This is a genomic window from Pseudoalteromonas sp. SR45-4 (assembly GCF_014163535.1).
Lineage (GTDB): Bacteria > Pseudomonadota > Gammaproteobacteria > Enterobacterales > Alteromonadaceae > Pseudoalteromonas > Pseudoalteromonas nigrifaciens.
This window is the reverse complement of record NZ_JACJDO010000009.1, coordinates 34,395-54,668: the sequence shown is the minus strand read 5'-3', so window position 1 is coordinate 54,668 and position 20,274 is coordinate 34,395. Positions and strand designations below refer to the sequence as shown.

Sequence of the window (20,274 nt, the reverse complement as noted above, 5' to 3'; positions counted from 1 at the left end):
GCTAACAGCTTATTTTTTTACTACAAACTGCCCTTCAAATTCAGCCACTACCTTATCACCATCATAAATAATAACAGGTACTAAATAGCTGGCTTTACCTTCAGTTTCTAACTCGCTGAGCTTACCCTTACAGCTTTGTATATCAACACAGCCGCGTGGATCACTGCTAAGCGGTTTTAAATATTTAATATTGGCATCGGCTAATACAATATTTCCTTCAAGCCCTGCTTCTTTTAGTGCTAAGTAGGTTGCGCCCCACCCCGTAAGGGTTGCTAAGCTATAAATAGAACCAGCAAACATAGTGTTATGCAGGTTTAAATTAGCATCTAAATCTGCGCTAGTCGTAAATTGCCAGTCGGTATAGCTCTCTACTTTAATGCCCATTGCATCACTAATTGGAATTGACTCACGCCAGGTATTTTGCAGCACTTGAGTCCAGTTAGGGTGGCGAAACCAGCCAGGCTCTGATGGCTTTTGTTTTACCATTTTATAGTGCTGTACATCGCCGTACGCCAAATGCGCTTTTTCTTGCGTTTCATAACCATGGCGCTTATAAAATTCGAGTGCGCGCTCGCGTGCAAATAACACCAACTCTGCAGCGTCTTGTGACCATGCTATTTTTTCTAGGTCATGTAATAAACGACTACCAATATGCTGATTACGACTTTCTTCAGCTACAGCCATATAGCGAACTTGAGCTTGTTGCTGGTTATTAAAGTGCAGCCGCGCCACCCCTAATACTTTACCCGCTTTATTTTTAATAAAGCGATGCTCGGCATCTTGTTCTAAATCATCCTGTTCAGAACCACGTGGCTCACCCCAAGGGGCACGTAAAATTTCCCAACGTAATTGATAATAGGCTTGCCAATCTTCACTACTTTGCGGTGTACTTACCTGAAACATACATACTCCTGCTGTTAAGCCGTAAATAAAATACAGCGTCACTTAATTATGGCAAATACCATACTCCATCTAAAAAAAACTGCCAATACGACTTTGGTGATGGCAAATACAAAGTGTAAAAAATTAATGACAAAAGCCATTGCGCTTTGCTTCGGCTAGTTTATGCTGGGTAACATGAGCGAATACATAAACCCTGTAAATGGCCTAATTAATAGCTATTTTATTGAAAATAGCCACAGTATTGGCCAGTTACTTTATTGGCATAAATATGGGGGCGATCACATTCAAGTACGCCAACATCAGCAACTGCGTTGGCTGCTAATAAATGACACTCTGCAATCTGTGGTAACGCAGCAGCAACCAAGCAATTTATTACTTCCACACTTACAGTGCTTAGCACAGCATTGGCACACTTTAAGCGCCCCTAAAAAAGTACTCGAGCTGGGGCTTGGCGGCGGCGCAATTCGTAATTATTTGCTGCACCAATATCCACACGCAAAAATCACCTCAGCTGAAATAAATGCAGATATAATTAGTTGTTATAAAAAGTTTTTTACTACGCAGCAAGTGCCTAGTAATAATACACAGCGGTTACTTTGTGAGGATGCTCAGCAAGTACTGGGGCGCGCCCGCAACATAGATTGGATTATTTTAGATTTATTTAGCCAAATAGACGCGCCACGATTTTTATTCGCCCCCGCTTTTTATCAAAAAATACACGCAGCCCTTAACAACAACGGCACGCTATTTATTAATTTTTTATCGCAACATGAGTCGCAATTAAAACAGTTACAGCAAGTATTACTTAATGTATTTGGTTATAAAGTTAGCCCGCAAAAGGTAGCAGGCTATATAAATCATATTGTGGTGATCACTAAACAGCTAAATTAAAGGTCACTGGCCCATCGTTACACAAGCTCACTTGCATATCGGCACCAAACTCACCGGTAGCAACCGTTAAATTAAGCGCCTTGGCTTGCGCTACAAAGTACTCGTATAACTCATTAGCTTGGCTTGGGGTTGCCGCCGATGAAAAACTAGGTCGCATGCCCTTTTTAGTATTTGCCGCCAAAGTAAACTGCGATACCACTAATAGCTCACCAGCAATATCTTTTAGACTTAAGTTCATTTTGTCGTTTTCGTCAGTAAAAATGCGGTAATTACTAATCTTATGCAGCAACTTATCGGCCGCTTGCTCGTCATCTTGTTTTTCAACACCCAACAACACTAAAATTCCTTGACCAATTTCGCCAACTACTTGGTTATTAATTTCTACTTTGGCATGTTTTACACGTTGTATTAAACCTTGCATTTTACAGCGTATCCTTTGTGTTTTCTTGCTCGTCTAGCTCTATTTCGGGCGTGTCTTCTACATTTTCAGGGCTAATACACGCCGTAAGCTCAGCGCCCAGCAACACCACTATCCACGACAAATATATCCACACAAACAAAATAGGAATGGTAGCAACTGCACCATAAATAACTTCATAAGATGGAAAGTGGCTAATATAAAGCGCAAAACCTTTTTTAGTTAACTCAAACAACATGGCAGCAAATAGTGCCCCAGGTATCGCCGCTTTAAACGACACTCGAGTGTTGGGCACCAAGGTGTAGAGCATAATAAAACCCACCATAGAAATGCCGTACGGTAATAACTTTAATAAAAAGCCACTAAACCCCGGAATCCCCTGATCAGCAAACGACACCAACGATACAATATACGAAGTAACTGCAATGCTGCCGCCTAAAAATACGGGCCCTAAACTAAGTACCATCCAATAAACGGCAAACGAAATCATCATTGGACGCTTTTTCTTAATTCGCCAAATACGGTTAAGCGTGGCATCAACATTACGAATAAGTAACAAGGCAATAGCAGCTAAAAAGCCAATGCCCACTGCGGTCATTTGATTTGCATTGCCCGCAAACGAGCTAATATGCTCTTTAATAACATCTGACGAAGTAGGCACAAAGTTAGTAAATAAAAAGCTTTCAATTGCTAATCGAGTTGATTCAAACCCCGGAAAAGCCGAAAATATCGCCACACCTACGGCAATTAATGGCACCAAAGACAGCAAAGTTACATAAGCTAAATAGCCCGCGTTAACGGTTATTTGGTCATCAATACAGCGGTTAATATATTGCATCCACCAGCCGGGTTGCTGCCGTAAAAAAGATCCAACTTGCTGTTTATAATAAGAGAGCTTATCGTTCATAACATTGACTTGTGCTAATATAATTTTGACCATAATAACAATCAGCACCATAATTTACAGCATTAACACACGTAAATAGGAAACCAAATGAAAAAACAAACATTACTGAGTGTTACCGTACTTGCACTTGCACTAACATTATCGGGTTGCCAGTCGGCTTATTACTCGGCCATGGAAAAGGTAGGCGTACACAAACGCGATATTCTTATTGACCGCGTAGAAGAAACCAAAGACTCGCAACAAGAGTCTCAAGAAGAGTTTAAGTCAGCGCTTGAGCGCTTAACTACACTTATTGATTTTAATGGTGGCGAACTGCAAGACACTTACAATCAGTTAAACGATGACTATGAGTCGAGCTTAAATGCCGCTAACGAAGTGTCAACTAACATCAATAAAGTAGAAGACGTAGCAGAAGCCTTATTTGATGAGTGGAGCGATGAGCTTGAGCAATATAAAAGCGCATCACTTAAACGTGAAAGCAGTAAAAAGCTAGCCGCGACTAAGCGTCAATTTGATCAGCTATTACGCTCAATGCGCAGCGCAGAGAGCAAAATGGAGCCGGTATTAACATCGCTTCATGATAACGTTTTATACTTAAAGCATAACTTAAACGCACAAGCGGTATCGGCTATTAAAGGCGAGTTCACTAACCTTAAACGCGATATACAATTGCTTATGAACGACATGAACAAATCGATTGCCGACTCAAATAAATTTATTGAACAAATGAATAGTGCCGGTTAATTAGCTGATATTATATTTAAATTTGCCTGCATTATTGCAGGCTTTTTTATGGCTGCATGGCTGCTTTAGCACTATTTAAAACGGATTTAATTATGAAACACATTACCCTTATAATCTTTATAAGCTGTTTTTTATCAGCGTGTAGTACACCTAACCAGGTGCAAAAAATAGCTGATAAAAACTCAGTTATTGCTGTTAACAACCAAACAGGTCGTTACCATAATTTATATCAAGGCAAAAAGGTTTACCCAACCACCTGCGAGCAAAACTGCTACCCGCCACATCCGAACTTGATTTGCGAAACACCCAGCAGCAACTGCCAGTATCAAGGTAAGCAAATTAAGCCGCCGCTCAATACCGGTTATACGGTTCGTTGGTTAGGGCATGCCAGCTTTGTGGTCAGCACACGTAATGGGCAAAATGTATTATTTGATCCGGTTAGTGAGCAGTTTGATTCACCGGTTGATTTAGGCTTTAAGCTTGCAGGTGGGTTTTATCGCAAACCCGGAGCATGGCCAAATAAGCAAACACTTGAAAACATTAACGCCGTTATGTATTCGCATATTCATTATGATCACTTTAATAAAGCAGATATTAAAAAACTGGGTAATCAACCACGTTATTTAGCCCCGCTAGGCATGGCAGATAACTTCCCAACGGGTGGCTTTAATATTACTGAAATGGCGTGGTATGCAAAAACCAGCATTGAGGACTTAACCATACACGCAGTGCCTGCACATCACTTTAGTAATCGGGTGCTTATTCCCTATATTTACGAAGATGATAATAAAGATTCTTGGAATGGCTGGCTGCTTGAACAAAATGGCAGCACCTTATTTTTTGCCGGCGATACTGGCTATTCAAAACACTTTAAAGACATACAACAAAAATACGGTGATATAGACCTATGCCTAATGCCAATTGCCTCTTATTACCATAAAACCAACGCTAAAGGGTATCGATACGTTCATACTACGCCAGAGGATGCCCTCAATGCGGCCACAGAGCTTAATTGCAAAGTAATGATACCATGGGGATATGGCAACTCAAGTTGGCAAATGGGCGATCACAGCAGCCACTCAGCGCTATCGCGCTTACTGCATATGTATAAACAAATGAATGCACCAGTACCGCTGTATATTTTAAATGAAGGCGAAACAATTAAACTTTAACTAATGCACGTAGGTTGGGTTGAGCGCAGCGAAACCCAACGAAAAATACCCTACCAACAAACACTAGTACTTAGCCTTATCGGCTGTTTTAAGCTCACTCTGCGTACAAAAGATCTTTAAGTGAATTATTCACAAAGAGGTTAAGAGGCGCTGCGCTTTTAGAGGAAAAAACTCAATGCAGTGCACAAGTGCACAGCGCACCAATTATCGCGGTGGTTGTAATTTCTTTAATCTACCCTCTTTAACCTTTTATTTAGCTAACCCACAAACACAAAAAAGCCGCTGTATTTTGCAATACAGCGGCTTTTAAAATCATTATTCTAAATTAATAGATTATGACTTAGGCGCACGACCCGCACGTTTACGTTCGTTTTCTGTAAGATGACGCTTACGAATACGAATGTTTAGTGGCGTTACTTCAACTAACTCATCTTCATCAATAAACTCAAGCGCTTGCTCAAGTGAATAGTTTAAAGGTGGAGAAAGCGTTTGTGCTTCATCTGTACCAGATGCACGTACGTTAGTTAACTGCTTACCTTTAAGGGCGTTAACTGTAAGGTCGTTATCACGGTTATGAATACCGATAACCATACCTTCGTAAACTTCAACACCGTGACCGATGAATAAACGGCCGCGCTCTTGTAAGTTAAACAATGCGTTAGTCAGTGCTTTACCTGTAGCATTTGCAATGATTACGCCGTTTTTACGAACACCGATTGAACCGCCTTTATGAGGACCGTAATGATCGAACGTATGGTACATAAGACCAGAACCCGAAGTAATTGTCATGAAATCAGTTTGGAAACCAATTAAGCCACGGCTTGGGATAATAAAGTCTAAACGCATACGGCCTTTGCCATCTGGAGACATGTTAGTAAGCTCACCTTTACGTAGGCCAACTTGCTCCATTACAGAACCCTGATGCTCTTCTTGACAGTCAATTGTTACTGTTTCAAACGGTTCTTCTAATACACCGTCAACAGTACGCAAAATTACCTCTGGACGAGATACAGCAAGCTCGTAACCTTCACGACGCATATTTTCGATTAAGATACCTAGGTGTAATTCACCACGGCCAGAAACACGGAAGCTATCTGGGCTAGCAGTATCTTCAACGCGAAGTGCTACGTTGTGTACTAGCTCTTTGTCTAAACGCTCACGAATATTACGTGACGTTACAAACTTACCTTCTTTACCACAAAACGGTGAGTTATTTACAGAGAATGTCATTGTTACTGTTGGCTCATCAACACTTAGTGGTGGTAATGCTTCAACGTTAGTAGGACAACAAACAGTATCTGAAATCTTAAGCTCGCCAATACCGGTTACAGTAACAATGTTACCTGCATAACCACGGTCTGTTTCAATACGCTCAAGGCCTAAGTAGCTTTGTACTGTACCAATTTTACCGTTACGTTTAGTACCATCAGCACTAATAATAGTTACTTGTTGGTTTGGAGCAACAGAACCACGCTTGATACGACCAACACCAATTACACCCACGTATGAGTTGTAATCAAGTTGAGAAATCTGCATTTGGAAGTCACCTTCAGGATCTGCATCTGGTGGTGATACTTCGTCAACGATCATTTGGAACATGGCATCCATGTTATCAGATGGCTCGTCTAAATCTAATGTTGCCCAGCCGTTGATTGCTGATGCATAGATTACTTTAAAATCTAACTGCTCGTCAGTGGCGCCTAAGTTATCGAATAAATCAAAGATTTGATCCATAACCCAATCAGGACGTGCACTTGGCTTGTCGATTTTGTTAATTACTACGATTGGCTTTAAACCTTGCGCAAATGCCTTTTGCGTAACAAAACGCGTTTGTGGCATTGGGCCTTCTTGAGCGTCAACAATTAGTAATACTGAGTCAGCCATTGAAAGTACGCGTTCCACTTCACCACCGAAATCGGCGTGTCCTGGAGTATCTACGATATTAATGTGGTAGCCGTTCCATGAAATAGCGGTGTTTTTCGCTAAAATGGTAATACCACGTTCTCTTTCTATATCGTTTGAATCCATCACGCGCTCTTCATTACCGCCGCGTGTTTCTAATGTGCCTGAAAACTCAAGCAGTTTGTCAACCAGTGTAGTTTTACCGTGGTCAACGTGGGCGATAATTGCTATATTTCTTATCTTTTCGATACTCATTAATATTCACTCAGAGAAATTGAATCTCATTGATCCTGCAGGGGCTTACGCACTCACCTGCGTTTTCACGAGATGTCCCAGCATAGGATTTAAAAGGGCGCATATTATCCCTTATAAATGGAATGGATGAAAGTTTATCCAAAATAAATTTGCAAACTTTCTGGTTTTTTTATTTAACCTACTGTTTTAAATTAACTAATTATAAAAATAAAATTTTTAATATTTTTATAAAAACCTCCACTTTAATGACTTTATTGCTATTTTGGTCAGTCTTTTGTATTTACTTTATGTTAGTCTATCACGATTAAATAGCGAGCAACTTTTTACTCTGTAACTGTTGCACTATATTGAAGCATTTACGCACCATAATGGTGCGCATTAGAAACAGCCGTTATTACTTTTGTATTTTTTATGTTTATAAACATTAAGTTACAATAGTGGCACAAAATCAGCTTATAAAACACAAAGCATTTAAGCAGCAATAACAAAACCTTATAGTTGGAGGACACATGTCGCAATCGGTTTTAGATTTTATTAAAGAAAATGACGTTAAGTTCATTGATTTACGCTTTACTGATACCAAAGGTAAAGAGCAGCATATTTCAATTCCTCATCACCAAATTGATGAAGACTTTTTTGAAGATGGTAAAATGTTCGATGGTTCTTCAATTGCTGGCTGGAAAGGCATAAACGAATCAGACATGGTGCTAATGCCTGTTGCTGAATCAGCTAAGCTTGACCCATTCACTGAAGAAGCCACATTAATTATACGTTGTGACGTAGTAGAGCCTTCTACATTACAAGGTTACGAGCGCGATCCTCGCTCTGTAGCAAAGCGTGCTGAAGAATATATGCGCTCTACGGGTATTGCTGATACGGTTTTATTTGGCCCAGAGCCAGAGTTCTTCGTATTTGATGACGTAAAATATAAAACAGACATGTCTGGCTCTATGTACAAAATCGATTCTAAGCAAGCTGCTTGGAACTCAGATAAAGAATACGCAGACGGCAATACAGGTCATCGCCCTGGCGTTAAAGGCGGTTACTTCCCAGTTGCTCCTGTTGATGACTTTCAAGATTGGCGCTCTGCTACTTGTCTAGTATTAGAAGAAATGGGACAAGTTGTTGAAGCACATCATCACGAAGTAGCAACTGCAGGACAAAACGAAATTGCTACGCGCTTTAATACTATGGTGATTAAAGCCGATGAAATTCAAGAAATGAAATATGTTATTCATAACATGGCTCATTTATACGGCAAAACAGCCACTTTTATGCCTAAACCTATTGTTGGCGATAACGGTTCTGGTATGCATTGTCATCAGTCGTTAGCTAAAGACGGTGTTAACTTATTTGCAGGTGATAAGTACGGCGGTCTTTCTGAAGATGCGCTTTATTACATTGGCGGTATTATTAAACATGCTAAAGCAATTAATGCGTTTGCTAATGCCTCTACTAACTCGTACAAACGTTTAGTACCAGGTTACGAAGCACCAGTAATGCTTGCATACTCTGCACGTAACCGTTCTGCATCGATTCGTATTCCGGTAGTACCATCAGCTAAAGGTCGTCGTATTGAAGTACGCTTCCCTGATGCAACGGCTAACCCGTATCTTGCTTTTGCTGCCATGCTTATGGCTGGCCTTGATGGAATTAAAAATAAAATCCATCCTGGTGATGCAATGGATAAAGATTTATACGACCTACCTGCAGAAGAAGCAGCAGAAATTCCAACCGTTGCCTCTTCATTAGAAGAAGCACTGGCATCTCTTGATGCTGACCGTGAGTTTTTAAATCAAGGTGACGTGTTCTCTAATGATTTAATTGATGCTTACATTAAACTTAAGAGTCAAGAAGTTGAAAAACTTAACATGACAACGCACCCAATTGAGTTTGAAATGTATTACAGCTGTTAATTTTAGTTAACAGTTATAAAATATACCTTTAAGCCCGCTTTGCGGGCTTTTTTAATGGTAAATTAGTACTTTCTCCACTAAAGTAAAGTTAATGTTAAAAATGCAGGGTTGCAGAGTGAGTAGCAAGATTTTATTACTACTAATTACTTCATTATTAAGTGTTTGTAGTTACGCTGGTGAAAAAAAAATTTACGCATGGAAAGATAAAAATGGCGTACTGGTGTTTTCAGATACCCCCCATATTGGCGCCAAAGAGATAAAACTCACCAGCCAAGATTTAACCATGCCTGCAACAAATACAGATATATTAAATAATCAAACTAAAGCGCAGCCGGTTGCATTTAGTATTGGTATTGCATCGCCTGAGCATCAGCAAACTATTCGTGAAAACACCGGCTCTGTGTATGTATCTACTCGCATTACCCCCCGCTTTGAAAACGACTTTACAATACAGCTATTTCTTGATGGTAAAGCCTATGGCGCAGCAAGTGATACCTCAACCTTTGCTTTAAGAGATGTAGAGCGTGGTGAGCACACTCTGCAAGTTAAGCTGTACAACAAACAAAACCAAGTCATTGCGACAAGCCCATTGAGTGTATTTTTTATGCATAGAAAAGGCTTAAGCTTAGGTAATTAACTCCCACCTAATTCACATTAAAAATAGCAATTGCAGTGCAATTTCATTAAATTACTTGCCTGAAAACACAGGCGCACTAAAATGGTGCAACAATGCTTAATAACACACACTTTAGCCCTGAGCTACTCAATGCCATATGGCAAAATCAAACCACCGCCGTGATGCTTTTAAACGAAAGCTTTACGCTTATTTATGCCAATACCAGTACCAGTGAACTACTTGGTTTAGGCACTAAGCGTTTATTAGGGCAGTCTTTTGATGATTTATTTAACTACCATTCAATCGATTTAAAACGCATAGCGCAATACTCTTTAATTGATGGCGTAGATTGCCACCAGCATAGGGCTGACGTGGTATTTGTTGATTCTCGCCATGCTAAATTAGCAGTCAGTTCAAAACAGATAAAATACCAAGGTGCACTTTATATTTTATTAGAATGTCGGCAAACCGATGATGAAATTAAATTCGATCAAGCATCAAATCAAATGCACCAATACCAAGCCGCACGTAATTTAATTCGAGGTTTAGCGCACGAAATTAAAAACCCTTTAGGGGGAATTCGCGGAGCGGCGCAGTTATTGCAATACGAGGTAGACCAGCAAGAAAGAAATGAATGTGCCGAGCTTATTATTGAGCAAGCCGACCGATTGCGTGAATTAGTAGATAGACTGCTTGGGCCTAACCAATTACCGCAAAAGTCTTATGGCAATATACATCAAACCTTAGAGTCGGTGATCAAATTAAGTACCCTAGATAATAGTGACAATATTCGCTTGGTAAAAGATTACGATCCGAGTATTCCCGATGTTTATATTGACCAAAGTAAAGTGCAGCAAGTGGTGCTTAATATTGTGCGTAATGCCCAGCAGGCATTAGTTAATGGTGGGGAAATAAAAATTAAAACCCGAATTAACTATCAGCACCGCCGGCCCGGTAAGGCACCCAAAAAAGCCTTGTTAATTCAAGTGCTCGATAATGGCCCAGGGATTGATATTAGTGTACGCGATACTTTGTTTTATCCTATGATCACTAATAAAGATGGCGGCTCTGGATTGGGGCTTTCTATAGCGCAAACATTAATTGATCAACACAATGGTTATATTGAGTGCGATAGCTGGCCTGGTCACACCGAATTTAATATTTATCTGCCTTTTGCAGATTAACGCCTTGGAGTATGCATGAAAACAGTTTGGCTTGTAGATGACGATGCCTCAATTCGTTTTGTATTAGAAAAAGCGCTTACTCGCGCAGGTTTTACAGTACAAAGCTTTGCTGAAGCACAAAGTGTGCTTAATGCATTAAAATTTAGCCAACCTAGTGTGCTGATCTCCGATGTAAGAATGCCCGGTATGGACGGCATGGCACTGCTAGAGCTAATAGCAGAGCAAGTGCCCGGCTTACCGGTTATTATTATTACCGCGCATTCAGATCTCGATTCCGCCGTAAATGCCTTTCAAAAAGGGGCTTTTGAATATTTAGCCAAACCTTTTGATTTAAACGAGGCGATTGCCCTAGTTGAAAGCGCCTATAGAGCTAATTCTACAAAAAAAGTTAAACGTAAACTCACGCCCCCTAAAAGCGCACATATAATTGGCGAAGCACCTGCCATGCAAGAAGTGTTTAGGGCCATAGGTAAGCTTGCAGCCTCAAGCATGAGTGTACTTATTAATGGTGAGTCAGGAACGGGGAAAGAGCTTGTTGCCAGCGCCCTGCACAACCATAGTCCACGTAAAGAAAACCAATTTATTGCGCTAAATATGGCCGCAATCCCTAAAGAGCTGGTTGAGTCAGAATTATTCGGCCATGAAAAAGGGGCTTTTACTGGTGCAGATAGCGTGCGAAAAGGCCGTTTTGAACAAGCCAATGGCGGCACCCTATTTTTAGATGAAATTGGCGATATGCCTCTCGACGTACAAACTCGACTACTGCGGGTATTATCTGATGGTGAGTTTTACCGTGTTGGCGGGCATAAAAGCATAAAAGTAGATGTGCGTATTATTGCTGCAACCCATCAAAACCTTGAAGAGCTCGTAAAACAAGGCAAGTTTAGGGATGACTTATTTCATCGCTTAAATGTAGTGCGCCTGCGCTTACCAGCCCTTCGAGAGCGTACCGAAGACATTGAGCGTCTAGCACTGCACTTTTTACATAAAAGCGCTAAAGATCTACAAGTAGAAAGTAAAATTCTTAGCCTTAAAGCAATTGAGCAGCTACGCTTGTTCAGTTGGCCCGGTAACGTACGTCAATTAGAAAACACCTGCCGTTGGCTTACGGTTATGGCTCCTGGCGAGCTTGTTAGCGAGCAAGACTTGCCACCTGAAATTATTAATGCATCACTAACTCAAGAAGAAGGCGATTGGTTAGATGCCTTCCAGTTATGGCTTAATCAGGAACTTAAACAAGGTAAGGAAAATATTTGGCCTAATATTCAAGCGCAACTAGAAACCCGCTTAATAAAAACAGCACTCGCCAATTGCGCAGGCCACAAACAAGAAGCCGCTATAAAAATAGGCTGGGGACGCAATACATTGACCCGTAAATTAAAAGAGCGCAACATTAATTAGTTTTGCGCGTAATAACTCTTAGGTAATTAATGAAGTTAATAGAGAACATTCCGCTATTTAAACAGATGGAAATTATCAACCGTTTAGGATTTTTTAAAGAATTTAGCCTTAACGAGCGCCAAATACTTTTAGAGTCGTTTGGTTTATTATATTTAGTGCGCGAAAATTCATTTTTATTTAAACAGCACGACAACGATAAGCGCTTATTTATAGTACTTAGCGGTGCATTAATAGTGTTTAAGCACAACCATTTATTAGAGCTCGGTACTATACGTCCTGGGGAGTTTATTGGTGAAGGCGCTTTTATTAATAACCGCGCACGCAGCATTAGCGCACGTGCTAAAACGGATGCAATTGTGCTTGCTATTACCTCTGATGCCCTTACTCGCTTACCCAATGTAATACGCGAAAAAATTAAAGATAGAATAATTGAAGGTATGAGCTTACGTATTGCCAAGTTGAGCGAACACATAGAAAACCATGGTTAGATTTGTATACGCACTTTGATGCAAAAATAGTGACTTCACTTTATACTAGCGTTAATGCGTTACCCCACCGAGAGCAAACATGAACGAAGAATATATAGAAATTGAATTAGAAGAAGAGCCGATTGAGCTGTGTAAATTATTAAAAGTACTAAATTTAGTAGAAGGCGGCGGCCAAGCAAAAAACTTAATTGCTGAAGGTTATGTGGGTGTTAACCATGAAATTTGTACAATTAAACGGAAAAAACTATACAGTGGCGACATACTAGAATTTGATGGTGAGCTTTTTCAACTTGCATTAACCGAAGATGCAACACCGGTAGAGCGACCTGCCGAGCCGCCGCAATCTGAGCCAAGCCAAGCAGTACCGCAGCCAGCGAGTCAGCCTGCAAAAAATAAACGTAAGCGTACTAAAAAACCTAAAGTAGATGAAAAAACCGGTCGTCGCCCTATTTCATTCGGTTAAATTATAGTCTTTTTTTGATTTTTTATTTATAAAACCAGCCAGCTTGTATAGTTGGCTTTTTTGATCTTTAATTACCTCACTAACTATAAAAAAAGTAAGGTAATTAAATGCTTGCACACCCCCCTCCTAAGTGGTTAAAACCACTCGCATGGGTAGCGCTTATATGGAACTTATGCGGCGTTATTGCCTTCGCACTACAAATGCTGATGACACCTGAAGTAATTAGCAAAATGCCTATAGATCAGCAAGCTGCATATTCTAACATTCCCGTTTGGTCAACCATTGCATTTGCTATTGCAGTCTTTGGCGGCACGCTTGGCAGTGCTTTATTGCTCGCTAAAAAGTCATTTGCACTGCCCGTATTTACCGTGTCGTTAATGGCTATTTTAATCCAACAGTATTACAATTTTATTGTTATTAACAGCGTTGAAATAATGGGATCTAGTGCGGTATTTATGCCACTGTTTGTGGTAGTAATTGCCATATTGCTACTTTGCGTTAGCTTTAAAGGCAAACAGCAAGGCTGGTTGTATGCAAATTAAAAATATCTTTTGGGTAAGTCTAGCTGGCTCCCTTGAATTAAAAACTTTCAGCATCATCTCTATTGTAATGGCTGTTTAAAAATCACGCTTTAAACACTGTTTTTTATCTTGGTATACACTTTGCAATTCACAAACTATAAAAGGTCACTCTACACAACACTTATCTAATAACAAAAGGGGCAAATAATGAATAATAGTTTCAAAACCCAGCAGCAACTTACCGTTAATGGTGAGCAGTTTCATATTCACTCTCTTAAAGGCCTTGGCGACAAAGCCAAACGCTTACCTTTTTCTTTAAAAATACTACTCGAAAACCTACTTCGTAACGAAGACGGCGAAAACATTAAAGAACAAGACATTCAAGCCCTATTAGATTGGGACCCTCAAGCTAAGCCCTCTGCTGAAGTAGCGTTTACGCCTGCCCGTGTTGTGATGCAAGACTTTACCGGTGTACCTGCCATTGTCGATTTAGCGGCAATGCGCGATGCGATGGAAAAACTAGGCGGCGATCCTGCAAAAATTAACCCGCTTTCTCCTGCTGAACTTGTTATTGACCACTCTGTGCAAGTAGATGGCTATGGTAACGAGGGTGCGTTTGACTTAAACGCCAAGCTTGAATATGACCGTAATAAAGAGCGTTATGAATTTTTACGTTGGGGCCAAACTGCCTTCGATAACTTAAAAGTTGTCCCTCCAGCAACCGGTATTGTGCACCAAGTAAATTTAGAGTATTTAGCGCGCGTTGTTTTTAATGATGAACGTAATGGCCAAAAGTACGCGTACCCAGACACCTTAGTGGGTACCGATTCGCACACCACTATGATTAACGGCTTAGGCGTACTTGGTTGGGGCGTAGGCGGCATTGAAGCCGAAGCCGCCATGCTTGGCCAACCTATTAGTTTATTAATACCTCAGGTTGTAGGGGTTAAATTAAACGGCCGTTTACCAGAGGGCACCACAGCTACCGACTTAGTACTTACCGTTACCGAAATGCTACGTAACCATGGTGTAGTAGGTAAATTTGTAGAGTTTTATGGTGATGGCCTTGCCGACTTACCACTTGCCGATAGAGCAACAATTGCTAACATGGCGCCAGAATATGGTGCTACATGTGGTATTTTCCCGATTGATGACGAAACCATTAACTACCTGCGTTTAACCAACCGCGATGAAAAACAGCTTAAACTTATTGAAGATTATGCTAAGCATCAAGGTTTATGGCGCAACGATGGCGATGAAGCTAATTACACCGATAAACTTGAACTGATATTAGATGACGTAGTACCAAGCCTTGCTGGCCCTAAACGCCCACAGGATAGAATATCACTTGATAAAGCTGGCGAAGCAATTAGTCAGCATTTAAAAGAGTTTCAAGACGAGCGTTTAGCAAAAATTAGCAGCAGTGATACAGAGCAAGCACGTATCGAAAGCGAAGGCCCTGTAACTAATCCTGACGAATCAAGCAATGAAGCGCCGTTTATAGGCGCAGCAAAAGTAAACTTTAAGGGCCAAGAGTTCGAACTAAAAGATGGTGCCTGTGTTATTGCCGCAATCACTAGTTGTACAAACACCTCTAACCCCAGTGTTATTTTAGCGGCTGGCTTAGTTGCTAAAAAAGCCAAGCAATTAGGGATTAATGTAAAACCTTGGGTTAAAACATCACTTGCTCCTGGCTCTAAGGTCGTTACTGACTACTTAGAAAAAGCAGGGCTAATGGACGATTTAGAAAGCCTAGGCTTTAACTTAGTTGGCTATGGTTGTACAACGTGTATTGGTAACTCAGGCCCGCTGGCTCCTGAAATTTCAGATGCTATTCAAAAGCACAAACTGGTTGTGAGCTCAATTTTATCGGGTAACCGTAACTTTGAAGGGCGTATTCACCAAGATGTTAAAATGAACTTTTTAGCATCTCCTCCGCTTGTTGTAGCTTACGCCATTGCGGGCAGAACCGATATTGACGTATATAACGAACCACTGGCACAAGATGCTAACGGTAACGATATTTACCTTAAAAACATTTGGCCAAGTGTTAAAGAAGTAAGCGATTTAGTTAAGGAAACGGTAACCAGAGAAATGTTCGAAAAAAGTTATGCTAACGTATACGAAGGCGATAGCCGTTGGCAAAAAATTCAAATACCTGATGGTAAACTTTACGATTGGGATGATGCATCAACCTATATTAAAAAAGCACCCTTTTTTGATGGTATGAGTATTGAGCCTCCGGGTATTCCAACCATTACCGGCGCACGTTGTTTAGCAAAACTAGGTGACTCGGTTACTACGGATCATATTTCGCCAGCCGGTGCGATTAAAGCAGACTCACCAGCAGGGTTATATTTACAAGATAACAAAGTAGGGCAAGCGCAGTTTAACTCTTATGGTTCGCGTCGTGGTAACCACGAAGTAATGATGCGCGGTACATTTGCTAATATTAGACTTAAAAACCTCCTTGCACCTGGTACTGAAGGCGGTGTTACCCGCACGCAACCTGATGATGAGCTTGCCAGTATTTATGATGCCGCCATGGAATATCAAAAGAACGATACGCCATTGGTTATTTTAGCTGGTAAAGAATATGGTACCGGCTCATCTCGTGACTGGGCGGCTAAAGGCTCGCTACTGTTAGGTGTTAAAGCTGTAATAGCACAAAGCTATGAGCGTATTCATCGCTCTAACCTTATTGGTATGGGAGTTTTACCACTACAGTTTAAAGATGGCGAAAGTCATGAGTCGCTAGGTTTAACCGGCCAAGAGCAGTTTGATATTGAAGGCTTGTTTGATAAAACCAAGGAAGTTAGCGTTATTGCAACTAATAGTGAAGGTAAAAAAGTAAGCTTTAGTGCCGATGTACGTATTGATACGCCAAAAGAGTGGGATTACTACAAACACGGTGGCATTTTACAGTATGTACTTCGTAATATGCTCGATTAACTAATAGCAACTTAAACTTACGCCTAAAATTTAATCATAGCCTAACAATTTTGTTAGGCTTTTTTATGCGCGTCAGTTGCGATAAATCAAGGTAATGCTTTAAAAACACCCTACACTAGTAAGACTATTAGTGAGGGCGCTATGTCACAAATCATAATTATTAGGCTACTTAAAATATCAATTGTACTTGGGTTATGCCTAATTGTGACTGGTCATGCGTTAATTGTATCAAGCTACTTTACTCGCCAGCATGGTATTAACGGCATAATTATAGCGGCAGCCTGCATTGCTATTGGCGTATTATTATCGTTACCCACTAAAATTTATTTAACTATTTTACTTATGGAAGCAGAAAAGCGTTATTTAAAAGCGCATAGCCATAAACACAAATAATGAATAATGAATAATTAAAAACCGTTTAAATCATTTAATTGTTTAGTACGTTGCTCTAATTTTTGTTTTGCTTTTTCAGCGTCATCAAACACCTTTTTAATTGATACTGGATCATAAACTGTAGGTGTAGCTGAAGTGCTATTTACTGCTGAGGATTTGGAACTGCCCGATAAAATAGCCGTATCTTGGGCAACCACCACGTTAATATCTTTAGGGTCTAGTTTTACTTCAACACTTTTACCATTAGGGTGAGGCGTATCTGAAAAATGCCATTGGCCTTGCCGATCTTGCCACTTAAATATTTTACTGCGGGTTGTTGAGGGTGTGTTCGACACGCTACTAACGGCTTGCTCAAACGTATTGCTGGTAAACGAGATTATTTTATCTTTAATTTGCTGAGATTCGTTGATCACAACAGATGTACTAAGCCATGTTTCTCCGTTTGGCTTTTTTAAATAAAATAGAGAAATAACAGCAATAATCATTACTGACACTGCTAAATAGGTAAAGTATTTCATAGCCTTCCTGCTTAAAATTAATCCTTTATTCGGCCAAGTTTAATAAAAAGCAATCAATCAGGCAATCCTTTTGTGTAAGTAAAAAACGCAGCCAAGGCTGCGTTTTATTAAATATTGAGCGAGATAATCAATAATATTAAATACCATCACCATCAATGTGCAAACCACACTCTCGGTTTAAACCAAAAAAGCGAGTTTCCTCTTCGGTCATACCGGGCTCTAGCTTACGTGTAGTATGTATGTCTCCCATAGAGACATAGCCTTCTTCCCAAAGAGGATGGTACGGCAAGTTATGCTTAGTTAAATACTGATATACATCGCGGTTTGTCCACTCAATAATTGGGTAAACTTTTACTGTACCACGGCTAATTTCAATTACTTGCTTATCAGCACGGCTTGATGCTTGGTCGCGACGCAGGCCACTAAACCACGTACCAGCATTAATTTCTTTTAAGGCGCGAGTCATCGGCTCAACTTTATTAAGCTGATTGTACTGCTTAATTCCGGCCTCTCCTTGCTCCCATAACTTGCCAAATTTAGCTTCTTGCCAAGCAGGGCTAAGCTCTGATTTGTACACTTTTAAATTGAGTGATAAACGTGCCGTCATTTGCTCAATAAATTGATACGTTTGTGGAAACAAATAACCTGTATCTGTTAATACCACCGGAATATTTGGCTGTTGTAATGTTATTAAGTGCAACATTACGGCCGCTTGAATACCAAAACTCGATGATAAAAAATGTGTCTCAGGTAAGTTTTCAAGTGCCCATTGCACGCGCTGCTCGGCGCTCATGTTTTTCAGTATGCCATTGGCGTCTGCTAGCATGCTAGTTTGGCTTTGTTTATCTAACTGTAAAATGTTTTTAAATTCACTCATGGTAAATTCCAAACCTTAGCCAGTGTGTTGCACTGGCTTATTATTATGCGTGAAAATCGGTAACTGATACTTTAACTTCAGCAACAATGCCTTTGCGGATCACAAAATCACCAAAGCATTCACCGTCATTACGCTCATTAACCCATTGACCAATTAATTCATCAAAAGCAGCTAAATACACGTCTTCACCCACATTTTCTAAATATAATTTAGGAATACGTGTGCCTTCAAGGTTACCGCCTAGATACACATTATATTTACCCGGACCTTTCCCAACCAATCCCGCTTCGGCTAACATGGCACGCCCACAGCCATTGGGGCAACCCACAACGCGCATAATAATACTGTCATTCGGCACACCATGCTTGGCTAACAGTGCTTCTATTTTTTCAACCAAACTAGGTAAATAACGCTCAGCTTCAGCCATAGCTAATGGGCATGTTGGCAGTGCCACACACGCCATAGAATTTTTACGTTGTTCGGTGTCTTTATCGTCAATTAAACCATGGTTACGGGCAATTTCTTCAATCACGGCTTTTTGATTTGCAGCTACACCAGCAATAATTAAGTTTTGGTTTGCCGTCATGCGCATGTCACCTTGGTGAACTTCTGCTATTTTACGACAGCCTGTTTTTAGTGGTTTGTCTGGATAATCTAAAATACGCCCACTTTGAATAAATAATGTTAAGTGATGTTTGCCATCTATACCTTCAACCCAACCTATACGATCGCCTCGGTGAGTAAATTTATAAGGACGACTTGAAGCAAACTCAACACCCGCACGTTTCTCTACTTCCGCTTTAAATACATCAACGCCTACTCGATCTAATGTGTATTTTGTTTTAGCATTTTTGCGATTTGAACGATTACCCCAATCGCGCTGTACCGACACCACATGCTCGGCAATTTTTAACGTATGTTCTAGTGGAATAAAACCAAAGTCGTCTGCTTTACGTGGGTAGGTTGCTGTATCGCCATGTGTCATGGCAAGGCCACCACCGACAAGTACGTTAAAGCCAATTAATTTACCATTTTCGGCAATAGCTACAAAGTTTAAATCATTGGCGTGCACATCCACTTCATTATTCGGCGGAATTGTTACCGTTGTTTTAAACTTACGCGGTAAGTAATTAGAACCTAAAATTGGCTCTTCTGTGGTTTCTGCTTTTTCACCATTAAGCCAAATTTCGGCGTAAGCCTTGGTTTTTGGTAATAGGTGCTCTGAAATTTTTGCAGCCCACTCATACGCTTCTTGATGCAGCTCTGACTCAACCGGATTAGTAGTACACAACACATTTCGATTAACATCGCCTGCGGTAGCAATAGAGTCAATTCCAACGCTATCCAGTAATTGATGCATGCCTTTAATATTAGGCTTTAATACACCATGAAACTGAAACGTTTGACGCGTAGTTAAACGGATACTGCCATAGCTGGTTTTTTCTTCTGCAAATTTATCTATGGCTAACCATTGCTCAGGCTTAATAATACCGCCAGGCATACGCGCACGTAACATTACGTTGTGTAATGGTTCAAGCTTTTGCTTAGCGCGCTCACCACGAATATCGCGGTCATCTTGCTGGTACATACCGTGAAACCGAATTAACTGGAAGTTATCAGCGGTAAAACCACCGGTGATCTCATCTTTTAAATCTGTTGCTATAGTGCCACGTAAAAAATTACTTTCTCGTTTCATGCGCTCGTTATCAGAAAGCTTTACGTTTTTATCTTGTTCGCTCATGTTTAATCCTAA

The 20,274-nt window shown here is 40.4% G+C and carries 19 protein-coding genes; 12 read left to right on the top strand and 7 right to left on the bottom strand.

Annotated elements, in window-relative coordinates; translation table 11 throughout:
* Positions 1 to 9 precede the first annotated feature (9 nt).
* The gene (locus H5058_RS06135) at positions 10 to 903 is read right to left on the bottom strand and encodes a bifunctional GNAT family N-acetyltransferase/hotdog fold thioesterase (protein ID WP_011326892.1); all 894 of its coding nucleotides are present in this window, start codon (positions 901 to 903) and stop codon (positions 10 to 12) included.
* Positions 904 to 1,065: 162 nt separating this feature from the next.
* Between H5058_RS06135 and H5058_RS06130 the strand changes: the two genes are divergently transcribed.
* Complete coding sequence (locus tag H5058_RS06130; RefSeq protein WP_179807386.1) at positions 1,066 to 1,794, top strand: fused MFS/spermidine synthase; 729 nt, start codon at positions 1,066 to 1,068, stop codon at positions 1,792 to 1,794.
* Here the strand turns inward: H5058_RS06130 and dtd are convergent.
* Positions 1,778 to 2,215 carry a D-aminoacyl-tRNA deacylase gene (gene dtd, locus H5058_RS06125; RefSeq protein ID WP_058372331.1) on the bottom strand — a complete coding sequence of 146 codons (438 nt, stop codon included), beginning with the start codon at positions 2,213 to 2,215 and terminating at the stop codon, positions 1,778 to 1,780. The genes H5058_RS06130 and dtd overlap by 17 nt on opposite strands.
* A 1-nt stretch (position 2,216) precedes the next feature.
* On the bottom strand, positions 2,217 to 3,119 hold the full coding sequence (locus tag H5058_RS06120; protein ID WP_179807398.1) for a virulence factor BrkB family protein: 903 nt from the start codon (positions 3,117 to 3,119) through the stop codon (positions 2,217 to 2,219).
* 87 nt (positions 3,120 to 3,206) lie between these two features.
* Here H5058_RS06120 and H5058_RS06115 point away from each other — a divergent pair, with 87 nt between their 5' ends.
* A complete protein-coding gene (locus H5058_RS06115) occupies positions 3,207 to 3,863 on the top strand; it encodes a DUF2959 domain-containing protein (protein WP_086993793.1) in 657 nt (218 codons plus the stop codon).
* Between the two features lie 92 nt (positions 3,864 to 3,955).
* Positions 3,956 to 5,035: an MBL fold metallo-hydrolase gene (locus H5058_RS06110; RefSeq protein ID WP_011326887.1), complete on the top strand. Its 1,080-nt coding sequence runs from the start codon at positions 3,956 to 3,958 to the stop codon at positions 5,033 to 5,035.
* A 333-nt stretch (positions 5,036 to 5,368) separates the two neighbouring features.
* Here H5058_RS06110 and typA read toward each other — a convergent pair whose 3' ends face one another.
* Positions 5,369 to 7,192: a translational GTPase TypA gene (gene typA, locus H5058_RS06105; protein ID WP_179807385.1), complete on the bottom strand. Its 1,824-nt coding sequence runs from the start codon at positions 7,190 to 7,192 to the stop codon at positions 5,369 to 5,371.
* Positions 7,193 to 7,701: 509 nt separating this feature from the next.
* Between typA and glnA the strand changes: the two genes are divergently transcribed.
* The 9 genes from glnA (at position 7,702) to H5058_RS06060 (ending at position 17,126) form a co-directional block, all read left to right on the top strand.
* Complete coding sequence (glnA, locus tag H5058_RS06100) at positions 7,702 to 9,108, top strand: glutamate--ammonia ligase (protein ID WP_011326885.1); 1,407 nt, start codon at positions 7,702 to 7,704, stop codon at positions 9,106 to 9,108.
* Between the two features lie 115 nt (positions 9,109 to 9,223).
* Positions 9,224 to 9,745 carry a DUF4124 domain-containing protein gene (locus H5058_RS06095; protein WP_089368922.1) on the top strand — a complete coding sequence of 174 codons (522 nt, stop codon included), beginning with the start codon at positions 9,224 to 9,226 and terminating at the stop codon, positions 9,743 to 9,745.
* Positions 9,746 to 9,837: 92 nt separating this feature from the next.
* On the top strand, positions 9,838 to 10,908 hold the full coding sequence (gene glnL, locus H5058_RS06090; protein ID WP_011326883.1) for a nitrogen regulation protein NR(II): 1,071 nt from the start codon (positions 9,838 to 9,840) through the stop codon (positions 10,906 to 10,908).
* A 15-nt stretch (positions 10,909 to 10,923) separates the two neighbouring features.
* Positions 10,924 to 12,309 carry a nitrogen regulation protein NR(I) gene (gene ntrC, locus H5058_RS06085; protein WP_011326882.1) on the top strand — a complete coding sequence of 462 codons (1,386 nt, stop codon included), beginning with the start codon at positions 10,924 to 10,926 and terminating at the stop codon, positions 12,307 to 12,309.
* A 29-nt stretch (positions 12,310 to 12,338) separates the two neighbouring features.
* A complete protein-coding gene (locus H5058_RS06080; protein ID WP_011326881.1) occupies positions 12,339 to 12,797 on the top strand; it encodes a Crp/Fnr family transcriptional regulator in 459 nt (152 codons plus the stop codon).
* A gap of 79 nt (positions 12,798 to 12,876) precedes the next feature.
* A complete protein-coding gene (locus H5058_RS06075; protein WP_182677314.1) occupies positions 12,877 to 13,260 on the top strand; it encodes an RNA-binding S4 domain-containing protein in 384 nt (127 codons plus the stop codon).
* A gap of 107 nt (positions 13,261 to 13,367) precedes the next feature.
* Positions 13,368 to 13,802, top strand: coding sequence for a hypothetical protein (locus tag H5058_RS06070; protein ID WP_011326879.1), 435 nt, complete (start codon positions 13,368 to 13,370; stop codon positions 13,800 to 13,802).
* A 186-nt stretch (positions 13,803 to 13,988) separates the two neighbouring features.
* Positions 13,989 to 16,733 (top strand): aconitate hydratase AcnA, encoded by a 2,745-nt coding sequence (acnA, locus tag H5058_RS06065; RefSeq protein ID WP_011326878.1) that lies wholly within the window; start codon positions 13,989 to 13,991, stop codon positions 16,731 to 16,733.
* 141 nt (positions 16,734 to 16,874) lie between these two features.
* Positions 16,875 to 17,126, top strand: coding sequence for a hypothetical protein (locus H5058_RS06060; RefSeq protein WP_011326877.1), 252 nt, complete (start codon positions 16,875 to 16,877; stop codon positions 17,124 to 17,126).
* A 14-nt stretch (positions 17,127 to 17,140) separates the two neighbouring features.
* On the opposite strand, the gene H5058_RS06055 is transcribed toward H5058_RS06060, so the two are convergent.
* The 3 genes from H5058_RS06055 to cysI form a co-directional block, all read right to left on the bottom strand.
* Positions 17,141 to 17,644 (bottom strand): DUF4124 domain-containing protein, encoded by a 504-nt coding sequence (locus H5058_RS06055; RefSeq protein WP_011326876.1) that lies wholly within the window; start codon positions 17,642 to 17,644, stop codon positions 17,141 to 17,143.
* Between the two features lie 136 nt (positions 17,645 to 17,780).
* Positions 17,781 to 18,521 carry a phosphoadenylyl-sulfate reductase gene (locus H5058_RS06050; RefSeq protein ID WP_179807383.1) on the bottom strand — a complete coding sequence of 247 codons (741 nt, stop codon included), beginning with the start codon at positions 18,519 to 18,521 and terminating at the stop codon, positions 17,781 to 17,783.
* Positions 18,522 to 18,564: 43 nt separating this feature from the next.
* On the bottom strand, positions 18,565 to 20,262 hold the full coding sequence (gene cysI, locus H5058_RS06045; RefSeq protein ID WP_011326874.1) for an assimilatory sulfite reductase (NADPH) hemoprotein subunit: 1,698 nt from the start codon (positions 20,260 to 20,262) through the stop codon (positions 18,565 to 18,567).
* Positions 20,263 to 20,274: the final 12 nt, after the last annotated feature.